We start from the raw sequence: 14530 nt of genomic DNA, 5'->3' as shown, positions 1-14530 counted from the left end.
CTGCGCGTATCCGGCCTTCCACCACGGCGTACGGGTGCTGCCCCACATGCGGCGGGGGCCGGCGGCGGGGACCTGCGGCGGGGCGGACCGTCCGCGCGACCGCGGCACTGGCTTCTCCGCGAGCTGCGAAGCATCCGAAAGCCGGAAGCCACCCGCGTCGGCGCGGACGCGGCTCCCGCCTCGGCGGAACGCCATGGCCGTCCGCGGGTCACCGTCGCCGCCCTCCGCCAGGAGCAGCCGCTCGCCGACCCATTCCGCTTCCGGATGATTCTGATCCCGCTCAAGGGCGGGATACTGCCCGAGCAGTGACGCACACTCGCCACGAGGGAACGCCTCATGTGATGTGAGTCATGGGAACCGGCCCCGGCGGCCCGGACAGGGCTCGGAGTATGGAGACGACACTTCGGGCGCGCATACGCGACGGCGACGGGGACGCCTTCGGGCAGCTGTTCGACGCGTACGCACGCTCCGTTTACAACCACGCGTTCCGCCTGACGGGGGACTGGTCGACCGCCGAGGACATCGTCTCGCTGACGTTCCTCGAAGCCTGGCGGCTGCGCGGGCGCGTCGACGCCGAGGGCGGATCGCTGCGCCCCTGGTTGCTCGGGATCGCCACGAACACGGTCCGCAACACCCGCCGCGCCACCCGACGTCACGCCGCGGCGCTGACACGGCTGCCGCCCGCCGAGGCCGTGCGGGACTTCGCGGACGAGGTGGCGGGCCGGATCGACGACGCCGAGCTGCTGGCCGTCGTCCGGCTCGCCCTCGACAGTCTGCGGCGCAACGAACGGGAAGTCCTCGCGCTCTGCGTGTGGGCCGAATTGGACTACGCGGCAGCCGCCCAGGCGCTCGGCATCCCCGTCGGCACCGTCCGTTCCCGGCTGTCCCGCGCCCGGAAGAAGCTCGCGGCCGCGACACGAGATCTGGAACCGCGCCGCCGCTCAGGACAGGTGAGAGACAGCCGCGTACCAGCGGTCAGGCCCGCCCAGGAGGGAAAATGATGAACGCACTTCCGTCTCTCCCCGAGAGGGAGCTCCCGCCGGGCCGTCACCGACAGCTCAAGGAGCACCTGATGCAGGAAATCGAGCAGGACCCCGTGCGGGAGGAAGCCTCGTCCCGCCGCCGGTGGCGGCTGCGCCCTGCGATCGCCGTCCCGGTCGCCGCGGGCGCGCTGGCGATCGCCGTGACCGCGGGGATCACGTCGTGGAGTTCGGACGATTCCGAACGGCCGGTCGGCAGGGACGGCGAGGCGACGTACTTCTTCGCCCCCAACGTGAACGCGGACACCGAGGGCAGCGCCGCCGAGCTGCTGACCCAGGTGGCGGCGGCGGCGGCCGAGACCCCGGCTGCCGAGGACATCCGCGAGGACCAGTACGTGTACATCCGCAGCCTGGTGGCCACCGCGCCGGTGGGCGACGACATCGAAACCGAGCTCCCGGAGCCGGTCGAGAGCGAGGAGTGGCTGACCGTCGGCGGCACGGACATCCCCGCCGGCCAGACGGGGTACGAGCGGAACACCGGCTACGACCACCTCCAGACGCTGCCCACGGACCCCGACGCGATGCTGGAGTGGCTGCGCTCCCACCAGGACGTGGAGACCGAGGGACGGAACTACGACCAGGACGCCTTCGTGCTCGCCGGTGACCTCCTCCGCGCACCACTGATGCCGTCCGACGTCGGCGCCGCGCTTTTCGGCGCCCTCTCGCGGATTCCGGATGTGCTGGTGGTCCCGCACGCAGTGGACGCGGCCGGCCGGGATGCCATCGCCGTCGCCCGCTACGACTCCTACAACCCGGGGGTGCGCGACGAGCTGATGTTCGACAAGGACACGCTGGAGTTCATCGGCTCCCGCAGCGTCGCGACCCAGGCCACCGACACCATTGAGGCCGGCCAGGTCCTGCACACCATGGCCGTTCTGGAACGCGTCGTGGTGGACGAGGACGGCGAACGTCCGTAGCACTTGGCGGCTCGGCGGCGGGGGCCGGCGGATCATCAAGGGCACGGTCTACGCCACGGCCCGTAGAAAACGGCCCCCGCTCGCCTCCGCCGCTCCGTCGCACATGACGAGCGGAAACCTCGAAATCCCCAGCCGATGAACCGGGGCTGCCCTCACAGCAACGACGCCGCATCCCAATCACCGCTTCCGCGCCAGAAGGCGGCATTCACGTACCCCGGTTGCCGATCAGGAGCCACTGCCACGCCATACCCCAATCGGTGTCCCACTTCCCACGCCATTTCAGGGTCCATTCCCATTACCGAGGCTATGCCACTCCGAGCATGCGCCAATGTGGCATCGGCCGGCACAGCCTCCAATGACCTCGAAAGCTCCACCGCAGCGTAACTCCGCGCATCCGGCACGGACCGAATGATCATACGCCCACCATGGGCATGCAGCATGGACGACAGAACATCCTCCGCACTGTCGAACGGATGAGATCGGGGCCATGTCACTGTCGAAGGAGGGTCCCCGAGCGCTGCTCTGCACAGCCGTGCCTGTGAGAGCACAGCATCATAGCGAAAACGATTCATCTCAGTGGGTTCACAACCGCGGCGCACAAGAGCATGACAGTCCCAGTCAGGAGAAATCTGACCGACAGTTCGAAGAAGTTCACCTGGACTGACGAGAAGTGGCGTGTCACCGGCGAGCGACTGACCCACGGCCTTGAGTATCTGACTTACTGGCGCGGTACCAGGGAACTGTTCCGCGACGTGCGTCACGTGCATCGCATGATGCAGGTCCCGGTTCAATATGTCGCCAATAAATATGGAACCACTCGACTCCACGCCCTTCATCAATCCGGCCAACACCTCACTGAGGTATTCCATGTCCGGAAAATATTGGATCACCGAATTCAAGAGAACCAAGTCATAGCCTCTATCCATTCGATTGACCGCACCCCTTGCATCTGCCCTGAAAACATCTATTCGATCCGATTGAGGATTCGAGGCCAAGGATTCCCTGAGGCGCCTCACGGCCTCTCCCGAGAGGTCCGATCCAACGTACCTCTCGCAATGCTCCAGCATCTGGGACATGATCAGGCCCACGCCGCAGCCGATTTCGAATATTCTTCTCGGGTTCAACGAGAGCAAGCGCGCCACGGTGGATTGCACCCATTCGCGCATGTGTGATTCAGGCATTGCCCGCAACGCCCGCTTGTCGTACCAGCCAGCCGTATTGAAGCCACCCACCTGCTGAAACCCGGAAAATCGGTATGTGCTGTCCCAGAAGGTCTCCCAGTACCCGCTGGCACGGCGATCCTCATCTCCGCTTTTCCGCTGAGTAAAGGTGCCGCCAACTGGCGGGTGCACGCCTTGTTCATGCAGAGCCCGGGCCAGCCGAGCAGGCGTCCTACTCAGGAAGAATTGCCGCAGAGTGAGTTGCGCACCGAGCCATTGATTGGTCAGCGTGACGATACGCAATGCCCGCTGCGCACCGATACGGAGATCGGTAAAATTGTCATTGGCGCCGATCTCGGACTTCTGTAGCACATCGGAGCATATTTCGACGATCGCGGTGATCAACTCGCTTACCGCGTCATTCCCCGCGTTGCCGTCTTCCATGAATTCACCTTTCCCGCGCGAACGAGGCGAGTCGACAGGTAGCGATCTTGATGTCGTGAGGACTCACATGGATGGGCGCATAGCCTTTTCGGTGACGCGGATAGCAACGTTCAGCATGAGGCCGAGGATGCCTCCGTGGACGCCGAGAGAGGTATCGATCCCCTCGGTCGTCATCCGGCCGGCCAGCGACGCACCAGCTGCGCACGGCCCGAACCCGCCGGACCTGCTGACCCTAACCGGCTGTATCCCGAGTCCGCGAGGTTGGTTTGCGCCGAAGGTGCCGGCGTTCGTCAAGTCTGCTGCCTGGCATCGGAAAGGGATCAACTTTGGGCAGCAGCAGCCGGATCAGGAGCGCGGACGTCGTCCGGGGCCTTTTTCTTCCGGGCCGGGTTGCCGATCCTGCGCACTCCGGGTGCGAACACGACCAGCGCGCGGACGACGAAGTTGGCCACGGCGGCGGTGACCAGAATGGTGGCGGGCCCCACGACCGTGACGAGCAAGCCGGTGACCGCCATGCCGAGAGGATTGAGCGCGAGCGAGCCAATCCACTCGTAGGAACTGACCCGGGACAGTGCGTCGGAGGGGATCTCACGCTGCAGAGTGCTGAGCCAGAGAGCGTCGGCCGTGGTCACTCCGGCGGCACCGAACACGGCGAGGAGGGCGAGCGGTCCGAATCCAAAGGTCAGGGCGAGCCCGAGGAGGAAGAGGGAGTCCAGGCCGACGAGGAGATTGGAGGCGAGGAGCGGACGGGAGGGGCGCCACCAGAACAGGAGCAGGCTACCGAGCAGCGAACCCACACCCTGCGCGGCGATGACCAGCCCCCAGGCAGAGGCCCCCATGCCGTCCTCACCGGCGGCAAGTACAGGGCCGACGACGAAGATGGCAGGGCGGACGACGCCTTGGTAGAAGCCGAAGCTGCTCACCATGGACCAGACCCAGCTACGCCCGGCGAACTCTCGCCAGCCCGTGATGAGGGACTGACGCAGGTTCTCCTCCGGTGCGGCGACTGGCCGCTTGAGCGGAAGACGAGCGAGCAGGGCGGCACTGACCAGGAAGAACAGGGCGTCGCCGAGCACGATGAATCCCGGGTTCCAGACCACGATCAGGCCGCCGGCGACCGCGGGCCCGCAGATGAAGGCGATGCTGCGGCTCAGGGTGACCAGAGCGGTCGCGTCCTGGATGCGTTCGGCGGGCACGAGGTCCGGTACGACAGCGGTGTTGGCTGGAGTGAAGAAGGCGCGCGCTATGCCCCAGATCGCCTGCAGGATCATCAGCAGGACCAGATCGGCGTCACCGAGAACCAGCAGGCAGGCCGTGGCCGCCTGGCTTAAGGCCATGACGAGGTTCGTCGCGACCATGATGGTCTTGCGCGAGGCGCGGTCTCCGATCGCGCCTCCTACCAGCAGGAACACTACCTGCGGAGCGGTTTGCGCGGCGAGCACAAGGCCCAGGGAGGAAGCCGAGGCGGTGGTGTGCAGCACGGCGAAGGCCAGTGCCACCGGCGCCATGGTGGCACCGAACATGGTCAGGGCCCTGGAGAGCAGATAGGACGGGAATCCGGGGAGGTCGAGCATTGCCTTGCGGCGCAGTTCGTGCATGCGGTCCGTCCTGTTCTGTGGGTGCGCGTCTCTGCGCGCCGCGTCGCGATTGGGTGTGAGGGCGTTCAGGCAGGGCTGATCGCCCATGCCGTGCCGATGGCAGCGCCCCTGCGCTCCTTTACGGTGGGGGAGTCCAGGCCGAGGTCCACGCTGCGGCAGCCGTGCTTGAGTGCGTATTGGACCGGCCCGTGGATCATGGCCTGGAGATAGCTGTACTCCCGACCTGGCATCTCGTCGACGAGGCCGATCTCGTAGCTCTCCAGGACCGTGTCCTGTATGGCGAAGAAGGACACGGCGAGCAGTTCGCCGTCCGTATCGCGGACGATTGACGCCCGGCAGGTGTTGGGGCCCAGCGCCCGGGCCCACTGCCGCAACCGGTACTCGCACAGACGGGGATGGTCCGCGGCGCCGTATTTGCGCTTGACGGCGCACACCAGCGGGGCCGCCTCGGTAATGACGTCTTCGGCGGGGACGCAGTCTGCGAGGTGACCCAGCTCGGCGAACTTCCGGCGGTCGCGCCGGCACCTGGCGCGTTGGCTGGAGGGGAGCGCGGCGGTGTGTTCCTCCTCGTCGCTGCCGGTGAGGTGCAGTTCGGCGGTGGTGGCGAGTGATCGTACGGTTGCCCGGCCGGCGAGGCCGGCGGCGAAGGAGTCCACCTCGCGGTCACGTACGAACAGAGCAACCGGGTAGTTCCCTGCGTCCTCCGCCTGCCCGAAAGCCTCTGCCACCAGGGCGGCGCTCAGCTCGGCCGCCTCGCCCGGGGGCAGTTCGGCCGATATGAGGGCCCCTGCCGCGAGTTCGCCGCTGCTGCCGACGAACACCCAGCGTCTCGGGTCGTCGGGGACGACACCGCCGAGCAGGTCGGCATGTCCGCCGAGGTCGTATGCGTTGTTGATGAAGCGTTCGCTGCGAGGGGTGCGACTGGTCACGGCGCCGAGGATGCGGTCGTGTGACCTTGCCACCGACCACCTGGTGAGCCAACGGGTGTCGTCCGCGGCGGAGATCATTCGGCCCGGCGCGAGGGCCGGCGCGCTGAACCGCCAGGCGCCGCTGCGTAAGCCGTCGGGCTCCCCTTCGACGGTCTCGATGATCATATTCATGACATGGAAGCTACCAAGCGCCTCTCTCCACGGAAACGCACGTTTCGTACGCCAAGATGATCGGTCGGTACGCTCGTGACGTGAGGCGGCCTCACGCCCATGCCCCAGTACCGCGAACCGGTATCGCTTGTAGAAGCAGTCCGCTTCCCGGAACTCCGCTTCCGTCAGCCATTCAAGGTACGTGGCGACTGGCACCGGACGGTCATACGCCATACGTATCCGGGCCTCTGCTAGTTCGTCCGTACCTACGCCCCGGGCCTTCACATCGCGTAGCCACATCTCGCCGTAGAGGGCGTCCCATCGAGTGGTGGGTCCTGCGACCTGCTCGGCGGGAATGAAGGCACCGCCCGGCGCCAGGGCCTTGTGGATACGCGCGTACCGGGCGCGCTGATCCGCATGCGGCCCGCGGTGCCCGCACCCAAGTCGGGAACGCGCACGGCCGGACCGGTGGCAGCGCGGACGGCAAGGTCGACGGCTGCTTCGTAGCGGGAAGTCAGATCCGGCACGAGCCGTGGCCTGGCTTGGTCGTACCTCTCGGCGCTGTCGTCGAACAGGTGGGACGCGTCTCGCACGGCAGGGTCACCCGTCGGTCGGGGGAAGGAACCGCACATCCCGCTGAGAGCCGATTGGGCCGCCGTTGCGGTCGTCAGCCTGCGTAATTTCGTTACGCAGAAAGGCTGTTGCGGGCCGCGACCAGCGTTCGTAAGCTGACGGTCAATCAGATCTCTCGCATACAGGCAAGTTGGGCGAACTCTCGCTTGGAGTTTTCATGACGTCTGCGCTGTCTTTCGAGTCGATCGTCCGAGCCCACTGGTGTGAAGTACTCGGAGTGGAGGAGGCCCTGCCCGAGGACTGGTTCTTCGAGTTGGGAGGGCATTCGCTGCTGGCGATCGAGCTGCTCGAGCGGATCGAATCGGATCTGGGCGTTGAGATCCCGGTCGACGTTCTGTTCATCGAAGGAACGCTGTCAGCTGTCCTCGATGCGGCCGGGAAGGCGACGGCGCGTTGAGGCCCCGGGTAGGGGTGCTGTTCTCGCCCCGAGGCGCCGCCTCGGCCCGCGACGTGCTGGTGGCGGCGGGCGAGGACATCGAGATCGTGCCGCTGCTGCGTACTGGCTCCGGGGAGCGGTGGCCCGCCCTCGCCCCGCTGATCGGGCGATTATTCGGCAAGCCGCGGGAGATCGACGAGGACGCTCTGGAAGGCGTCGGCCGGTCACTGGCGGGTGTGGTGACCTTCGCCGACGCCGAGCTCGAACTGGCCGCCGCGATCGGCGCGCACCTGAACGTGCCGCACCGTAACGCGTCCACCGCGGACAAGTACCGCCAGCGCACGGCCCTCTTCGAGGCCGGCCTGACCCATATCGCCGCCCACCCCCTGGACGACGCGGAGGACTTGGAGAAGGCCGCCGCCCACCTCGGTTATCCGCTCGTGGTCAAGCCACGGCGCGGCGTGGGCGGCACTGACGTCACCGTGGTCCGGGACGCGGCGCGGGCCGCCGCCCTGAAGGGGTCCTGGCGCTGGGGCAGTGGCACGCTCTATGCCGAGCAGTTCATTCCCACAGCCGACCCCGCCTCGGGGGCCTGGCGTGCCGACTACGTCTCGGTGGAGGTGCAGAGCGCAGACGGCACGCACGACGTCATCACCGTTTTCGACAAGTTCCCCGTCTACGCCCGGAGTCCCGAGAGTCAGGGGGCCGGCCAGATGGCCACCACGGGCGACATCCTGCCGTGCGGCCTGCCATCCGGCCTGCGTCGCGAAGTCGAGGAGCTGGTTCTCGGCGCGCACGAGGCGCTGGACATGGACGACGGCATCACGCACACGGAGGTCAAGCTCGGCGCCCATGGCCCGGAGATCATCGAGGTCAACTGCCGCGTAGGCGGCCATCTGAACCGGGTACTCAAGCGCCGCTCCGGCTTCGACCTCGTGCGCCAGGCCCTGCTCATCGCCGCCGGACTGCCGCTGCAGCCGCTGCCCGACAACACCGGACAGCGCCACGTTGCCGGGTTGTTCGTGCCGTTCGCAGACACGGAAGGCCCAGTGCGCTCGCGGGTCTCGCCGGCCGATCTGCGCGTACCGGGCGTGGCGACCATCGACGAGGTCGCCCGGGCGGGCGCGCCCAGGACCTATACCGACGCGATCGCCTGCAACGTCGTCCTCGACTGCCGGGACGAAGAGGTACTGCGCCACACCGCCGCCCAGTTCCTGGCCCGGGTGAGGGGCCTGTTCGCCGAGGACGGCGTCGGTCACCACGACTGGACCTCGGACATGACCGCACGGCTCGGCGAGAAGGCGCCCGCGGCCCCCGCGACGAGCCCCACCTCTCTGGCAGGAGCATATGAACGCCGAGGACGCACAGGAGTCCATGGAGGTCGTGCTGATCGAAGCCCTGATCCGCAGGGACGGCGGTGACCCGGCGAGCATCAGCACCGCGCGCTCCTGGGCGCAGAACGGCGGTAGTTCCCTGGACGCCTACGCCGCGATCATGCGCATCGAGGAAGAACTGGGTCTTGTTGTGCCGGTGGCGCGCCTGCTCGGCCCGAGCCCGCTGAGTGAATTCATCCGGCAGGCCACTGCCGCACCCGCGTCCGCCCCTCCGGAGACGACAGCAGCCGCCGGCGCGGTGGCCGCGACAGCGTCGCAGCGGCGCCACTGGCGGCACGCCCAGGGCGAGGGATCGGCCGCCTTCCTGCACATCGGCCGCGCCCTGCGATGCACCCGCGGCTTCGACGCGGACCGCGCCGAGGCCGCATTCCGCGCCCTTGTCGCCCGCCACGAGTCCCTTCGCAACCGCTACGTCTCCACCCCCGACGGCCTCTTCCTGGACGAGGTCGCCGACTGGCCGGAGCGGGCCGCGTTCGTCCGCCATCCCGAGGCGCCGGACGCCGAGGCCGCCACCGCACCGATCCGCGAGGAAGTGGGCCGCGCCTTCCCACTCGCAACGGAACCGCCGGTGCGTGGCGGTTGCGTCCCGCTGGTGGATGGCACCGCCGTGGTGTACTTCGTCGTCCACCACATCACGGCCGACGGCTGGACCGTCGACCTGCTCGCGGACGACTTCCTCGCTCTCTACACGAAGGCGGGCGACCCTGAACTCGACGAACTCGACGAACTCGACAAACTCGGTGAACTCGACGAACTCGGTGAACTCGCCCCGGCGGCCCCGTTCAGCCGGTACGCGGCAGCCCTGGACACAACGGCCCGTGCCGGTGCCTATGCCGACGACATCGCGTACTGGCAGAAGAAGTTCGCCCGTGTCTCACCCGACTTCACCATCGCCCGGCGGCACGGTGCCGCGAGCGGCCAGCGCGCCGGTACCTCCCGCCTGGTCTGGGACGGGCCCGGCGAGGCGAACGCCGTCCGCGACCGGGCCCGAGAGCTCGGCGTCACCACCTACAGCCTGCTGCTCTCCGGACTCCTGGCCGCCGCCCACGTGCTGTCCGGCAAGGACGATGTCGTGGTGATGAGCGGTGTCGCCAACCGCAACCGCGCCGAGTATCGCCACACCGCTGGACTCTTCACCAACCAGATCTTCTTCGTTGGTGACTTCCGGGCTACGGGCACCACCGACAGCTATGTGCGCCAAGTCCATGATGACGTCATCGAGAGCCTCGCCCGCTCCCAGCTCCCCATCGAGGTCGTTCTGGACGAGATGGGTGCTTATGACATGGCCCGGACCCTCGCCCCGTACGCCAACATCCTCTTCCAGGCTGCCGAGGCGCCCATCGCCCCGCCCCCGATACGCGACGGCACCTGGCAGCCCCACCCGCTGGGCACTGGCAGCATCAAGCGGCACTGCAACATTCACCTTGAGGACGATGGCGCCGAGGGCCTCGCCCTGGAACTGGACTACAGTCTCGCCCTGGTGGGCGAACACGACGCGGCCCGGCTGCTGCGTGCCCTGAGGGCCGCCGCCGACCACATCGTCCAAGGCGGCGACGGATCAGTGAGTGAGCTGCTGGCCGTGGTCCGGGAAGCGGCCGGAGACCCAGCGCCTACGTTGACCATCTTCTCCGTGGACTACCCCGGCGCCCGAGCCGAACCGAGCCTGGCCGCCATCGTGCGCGACAGCCTCCCCGGCGCCAAGATCGTCGAACTCCCGGTGCCGCTGAGCCTGGACGCCGAGGAGATCGAGGAGTGCCTGCGCCGGGGGCACGCCCTGATGGGGCGTGATTCCTCGGGCCCGGCAGCCGTTCTCGGCTACTGCTCGGCCGCGGCCTGGGCCCGGCACCTCGTCGCCACTCTGCCCGGGCCGGACGCCGCCCCTGCCCTGCTGAGTGTGAACGACAATGCTCTCACCGAGACCGACTGGTACGAGGAGTTCACCGATCTCATCGGAAGGTTGACGCCGGGTGCCGACCTGGCCGAGGTGGCGCCCGCCCGTATCGCCCTGCCGCGCGACGGCGACCTGAGCAGCCGATGCGCGGCTGCGCGGGACGCCCTCGCGGTCATGCGCCGAATCCTGGAAGGGGCGCTGGAGGAACGTTTCGGCACTCCGCTCGGCCGGGTCGCCCGCGAAACCCTGGCAGTTCAGCTCAAGTGGCTCTCCTATCTGGGCAGTTGTGTCGTCGTGGGTGCCGAGCCCGGCCCCGTCGACGAGCGCGGATTACCCGGCGTCCGACTGGACCAGGGCCCTCGGATCTTCGCGTGGATACGCGCCGAACTCGATCCCGAGGGAACCCTTTCGTGACCGAGGACGCCTTCGTCCAGCGCACCCTGGCGGCCCACCGCGTCCAGCGTCAGTGGTGCCGCGAGCCGCATCGGGTGAGCCGCCAGGTGTTCGCCGACCTTATGGGGCAGGCCCGGGACACTGCCTTCGGGCGTGACCACCGGCTCGGCCGGGTGCGTACGCCGGACGACTTCAAGGCCGCTGTGCCGGTGGGCGGTTACGAGTCTTTCCGGGGCTACGTGGAACGCATCAGGGAAGGCGAGCTGAAGGTGCTCACGGAGAGCCGCCCGTACGCGCTGCACACCACGTCAGGCACCACCGGCAAACCGAAGTACATTCCGACCACCCGGCATTGGCGGAACCACTACCGGGGGCCTGCTCTGTATGCGCAGTGGGGCCTGTACTTCCAGCGTCTCGGCCTTGAGCACTACCGTCCTGGCGATGTCCTGGACATGTCGTGGGAGAGGTGCGTCATCGAGCACCTGCCGGGGCCGGACGACACTGTGCCCGTTTACAGCATCACCAAGCGGCCGTCCACGGTCGGGCCCCGCGACTGGACGCCTCCCTGGTACGGGGAGCCGTGGTTCCTCGACGACACCGGGGAGTTATCCCTCTACACCAAGCTGCGCCTTCTCGCCGACTCCGATGTCCGCATCGTCGTGGCGGTCAATCCGTCCCGCATCACGGCTCTTGGTGGGCTGCTCAACGAGGAGCTGGAGACGCTCCTCAAGGACTTACATGACGGCACCCTTCGCGGTCACCCCTCCCCGCAGCTTGCTCCTGCCCGGGACACCGCGTACCGCTTGGAGGCCGCGCACTTCTTCGGCGGGCGGGTCACCCTTGTCGACCTGTGGCCCCGGCTCTCCCTCCAGGTGTGCTGGAACTCCGCCTCCGCCCGCTACTACCGAGGGTGGCTGGAGCGCCTCGCGCCCGGCGTCCCGCTCATGCCGTTCAGTACGACGGGTACCGAGGGCATCGTCACGATGCCGGTCGACAGCCACCCGTCCGCCGGTCCACTCGCCATCGACCAGGGCCTGTTCGAGTTCGTGCCCTGCGAGCCGGGGGACCCGGGGAAGCCGCTCCCGCCCGACGTCGCCACGCTGGACCCCGACGAGCTGGTCAACGGCGGCACCTACCGCCTGGTGATGAGCCAGGCCAACGGCCTCTACCGGTACGACTCGGGCGACATCTACCGCGTGGTGGGCCGGGTGGGCCGCCTGCCCCGGCTCGAGTTCGAGGGGCGCGGCGGATCGGTCAGCTCCTTCACGGGGGAGAAGTTGACCGAATCCGACGTGCACGCGGCGATCCGTGCCGCTGTCGGGCATGCCTCCGTGCCCAACGTCTACTGCGTGGTGCCGTCCTGGGGACACCCGCCGGGCTACGTCCTGGTCATGGAGTGGCCGGACGGGCCAGGAGCGGCAAGTGACGCGTTCCGTGACCGCGTGGACGCCGAACTATGCCGCGTCAATATCGAGTACGCCGAGAAGCGCGGCTCCGGGCGGCTGGCCCCGATCCGTGACCGCGCCGTCCCGCCGGGCACCTTCCGCGCGCTCGCCGAGAGCCAGGTCGCCCGGGGCACCTCGGCCGCCCAGGTCAAGCACCGCTGGCTGCACACCGATGACAACTTGCTGAACGCCCTGTCCCAGCGCACGCGTACCGCGTGACGTCGTCGCTTCGCGAAGGAAGGCACATGACTTCTCTGGACACCCTCGCCGAGGACTTCCACCGCGACGGCTATGCCGTGGTGCGGGGGGTGCTCGCCGAGGACGACTTTACCGAGGTGCGTAAGGAGTACGCGCGCCTGCTGACAGACCGAGCCGAGCGGTGGCGCCGGTCAGGTGCGCTCACCGGCGGTGAGGAACTCGCGGGCAAGCCCTTTGACGAGCACCTGGTGGCACTCGCGGCGCTGCCCGGCTTCGACACTTCGCTCCTCAGCGAGCTCGACATCACCCTGCCGCACATGCCGTTCACCTCGCTTCAGCCGGACAGTCAGGTGCACACCGGGCCCGGCGTTCTCGGGCTGCTGCGCAACCCCAAGGTCCTGGAGGTCGTGCGGCATCTGGTCGGCGAGGAGATATCGGCGAGCCCCAACCAGCATGTGCGGCTCAAGCTGCCCGCTCCCGAGCAGGGCCGGTTCGGCGCTCGGCGCGGTGAGACCATGCACGCACCCACGATGTGGCACCAGGACGCGATGACTCAGATCCCGCAGTCCGACGGCACCAGCCTGGTGACCTGCTGGATTCCGACGATGGACGTCGACGAGGAACTCGGCTGCTTGCTGGTCGTGCCCGGCCGGCACCGTGAGGAGAAGCTGCTGCCGTGGCCGATGGACCCCGGCACTGTCCACGAACTGGAGGCCGCGGCCGTGCCGTTGCCAGTCTCCAAAGGCGATCTCGTCCTGCTCCACAAGCGCACCCCGCACGGCTCCACCGTCAACCGCTCGGAACGCCTCCGGTGGAGCTTCGATTTCCGCTTCTACCCCACGCATGAGCCGTCCGACCGGCCCTGGTTCCCTTCCGTCGTGGCCCGCAGCGATGCCGACCCCGCCCTGGCCACCAGCGACGCCGCGGACTGGCGTGAGCAGTGGGAGCGGGCCCGCGCCATGTTCGTCTCCTCGGGGCAGATGGTGCCCGGCCGCCGGGAGTTCTCCCAGCTCGTCGCCGACTCGCTGATCACCCGCTGGGAGAACGGTGACATCCCCCGCCTCACGCCGGCCGGAGCGGCAGCCGATGCGTGAACTGGACACTCGCCGGTGTCCGGTCGTCGAAGGGGTGCCGGCGGACGAGGAAACCCTCGCCCTGCACACCTGGGACGACGGACGGCCCGGCCTCGCCGACCTGTTCTACGTCCACGGCCTGCAAAGTCACGCGGGCTGGCTCTTCGAGACCGGCCCCGCACTGCTGAAGCGCGGCGTCCGCCTGACGGTGCTCGACCGCCGGGGCTCCGGTGCCAGCACCGGCCCGCGCGGTCACTTGCCGGACGCCCGCACCGCGCTCGCCGACTATGGCGCTGCCCTCGCCCGCCTCGTCGCCACGGCGTCCCGCCCGGTCACTGTTCTCGGTCAGAGTTTCGGCGGCGGCCTGGTGGCCGCCATGGTCGCCTCCGGCAGGGTCCCGCACGGCTCCCGCATTGTGCTGTGCGCCCCGGCTCTTGGGCAGCAGCGCGCCCGCTTTGACGAGGCCGCCCGCGCCCGCGTGCTGAGCGAGCGCGGCCTCGATCCCTCGGTCGTGCGGATCGAGGACGAGCAGTACACCAATCTGCCCGGCTACCTCAGGCTGATGGCCAACGACGGGCTGATGGTGCGCTCCGTGACCAAGTCATTCCGCGCCGCCATGGTTGAGACGGAGGATTTGTACGTGGCCGCGGGTCCCGGCCCTTGGGTGGACCGTCACGTATGGGTGGCGTACCCGGAACAGGACTCGATCATCGATCTCCGCGCCTCCGAGAGCCTGCTCGCCGCGCTCGCCCCGCAGGCCGTGTCGCGGCGCTTCCCGGTTTCCTCCCACTACCTGGAGTTCACCGACGCCCAGGAGCAGTACTGGGACTGGGTGGCTGCGGTCGTCCGGGGCGGGGGCGAGCCGTGAGCGCCGCATCCGATGAGGCAA

The 14530-nt window shown here is 68.3% G+C and carries 11 protein-coding genes; 8 read left to right on the top strand and 3 right to left on the bottom strand.

The genetic code is table 11. The annotated features are described in order from the left end of the window. Positions 1-389 precede the first annotated feature (389 nt). Both RM779_RS22930 and RM779_RS22925 read left to right on the top strand, forming a co-directional pair. On the top strand, positions 390-1001 hold the full coding sequence (locus RM779_RS22930) for an RNA polymerase sigma factor (protein WP_311619632.1): 612 nt from the start codon (positions 390-392) through the stop codon (positions 999-1001). Beyond that, the gene (locus RM779_RS22925; RefSeq protein ID WP_311619631.1) at positions 998-1957 is read left to right on the top strand and encodes a CU044_5270 family protein; all 960 of its coding nucleotides are present in this window, start codon (positions 998-1000) and stop codon (positions 1955-1957) included. Before RM779_RS22930 ends, RM779_RS22925 begins: the two co-directional genes overlap by 4 nt. Before the next feature lie 152 nt (positions 1958-2109). Here the strand turns inward: RM779_RS22925 and RM779_RS22920 are convergent, their stop codons facing one another. From RM779_RS22920 to RM779_RS22910, 3 genes are all read right to left on the bottom strand, one after another. Continuing rightward, positions 2110-3561, bottom strand: coding sequence for a class I SAM-dependent methyltransferase (locus tag RM779_RS22920; RefSeq protein WP_311619630.1), 1452 nt, complete (start codon positions 3559-3561; stop codon positions 2110-2112). 320 nt (positions 3562-3881) lie between these two features. Next, complete coding sequence (locus tag RM779_RS22915; protein ID WP_311619629.1) at positions 3882-5159, bottom strand: MFS transporter; 1278 nt, start codon at positions 5157-5159, stop codon at positions 3882-3884. Between the two features lie 65 nt (positions 5160-5224). Further along, positions 5225-6259, bottom strand: a complete 1035-nt coding sequence (locus RM779_RS22910) for a GNAT family N-acetyltransferase (protein ID WP_311619628.1) — start codon at positions 6257-6259, stop codon at positions 5225-5227. Between the two features lie 769 nt (positions 6260-7028). Between RM779_RS22910 and RM779_RS22905 the strand changes: the two genes are divergently transcribed. From RM779_RS22905 to RM779_RS22880, 6 genes are read left to right on the top strand one after another with little or no spacing between them, the layout of a single operon-like run. After that, on the top strand, positions 7029-7268 hold the full coding sequence (locus RM779_RS22905; RefSeq protein WP_311619627.1) for a phosphopantetheine-binding protein: 240 nt from the start codon (positions 7029-7031) through the stop codon (positions 7266-7268). A gap of 53 nt (positions 7269-7321) precedes the next feature. Beyond that, positions 7322-8668, top strand: coding sequence for an ATP-grasp domain-containing protein (locus tag RM779_RS22900; protein ID WP_311619626.1), 1347 nt, complete (start codon positions 7322-7324; stop codon positions 8666-8668). After that, positions 8595-10946, top strand: coding sequence for a condensation domain-containing protein (locus RM779_RS22895; RefSeq protein ID WP_311619625.1), 2352 nt, complete (start codon positions 8595-8597; stop codon positions 10944-10946). The genes RM779_RS22900 and RM779_RS22895 overlap by 74 nt, the downstream gene beginning before the upstream one ends. After that, on the top strand, positions 10943-12589 hold the full coding sequence (locus RM779_RS22890; protein ID WP_311619624.1) for a GH3 auxin-responsive promoter family protein: 1647 nt from the start codon (positions 10943-10945) through the stop codon (positions 12587-12589). The genes RM779_RS22895 and RM779_RS22890 overlap by 4 nt, the downstream gene beginning before the upstream one ends. A gap of 26 nt (positions 12590-12615) precedes the next feature. After that, entirely contained in the window at positions 12616-13662 is a 1047-nt protein-coding gene (locus tag RM779_RS22885) for a phytanoyl-CoA dioxygenase family protein (RefSeq protein ID WP_311619623.1), read from the top strand. Continuing rightward, a complete protein-coding gene (locus tag RM779_RS22880) occupies positions 13655-14509 on the top strand; it encodes an alpha/beta hydrolase (RefSeq protein ID WP_311619622.1) in 855 nt (284 codons plus the stop codon). The genes RM779_RS22885 and RM779_RS22880 overlap by 8 nt, the downstream gene beginning before the upstream one ends. Positions 14510-14530 lie beyond the last annotated feature (21 nt).

The sequence above is a fragment of the Streptomyces johnsoniae genome (assembly GCF_031845565.1).
In the GTDB taxonomy this organism is placed as follows: Bacteria; Actinomycetota; Actinomycetes; order Streptomycetales; family Streptomycetaceae; genus Streptomyces; species Streptomyces johnsoniae.
This window is presented reverse-complemented; position numbering and strand designations above follow the sequence as displayed.

Bases quoted from the DNA above. Each gene is read 5' to 3' on its own strand.
- RM779_RS22930 (WP_311619632.1), top strand. From the start codon at position 390: ATGGAGACGACACTTCGGGCGCGCATACGCGACGGCGACGGGGACGCC.
- RM779_RS22925 (WP_311619631.1), top strand. From the start codon at position 998: ATGATGAACGCACTTCCGTCTCTCCCCGAGAGGGAGCTCCCGCCGGGC.
- RM779_RS22920 (WP_311619630.1), bottom strand. From the start codon at position 3,561: ATGGAAGACGGCAACGCGGGGAATGACGCGGTAAGCGAGTTGATCACC.
- RM779_RS22915 (WP_311619629.1), bottom strand. From the start codon at position 5,159: ATGCACGAACTGCGCCGCAAGGCAATGCTCGACCTCCCCGGATTCCCG.
- RM779_RS22910 (WP_311619628.1), bottom strand. From the start codon at position 6,259: ATGAATATGATCATCGAGACCGTCGAAGGGGAGCCCGACGGCTTACGC.
- RM779_RS22905 (WP_311619627.1), top strand. From the start codon at position 7,029: ATGACGTCTGCGCTGTCTTTCGAGTCGATCGTCCGAGCCCACTGGTGT.
- RM779_RS22895 (WP_311619625.1), top strand. From the start codon at position 8,595: ATGAACGCCGAGGACGCACAGGAGTCCATGGAGGTCGTGCTGATCGAA.
- RM779_RS22885 (WP_311619623.1), top strand. From the start codon at position 12,616: ATGACTTCTCTGGACACCCTCGCCGAGGACTTCCACCGCGACGGCTAT.
- RM779_RS22880 (WP_311619622.1), top strand. From the start codon at position 13,655: ATGCGTGAACTGGACACTCGCCGGTGTCCGGTCGTCGAAGGGGTGCCG.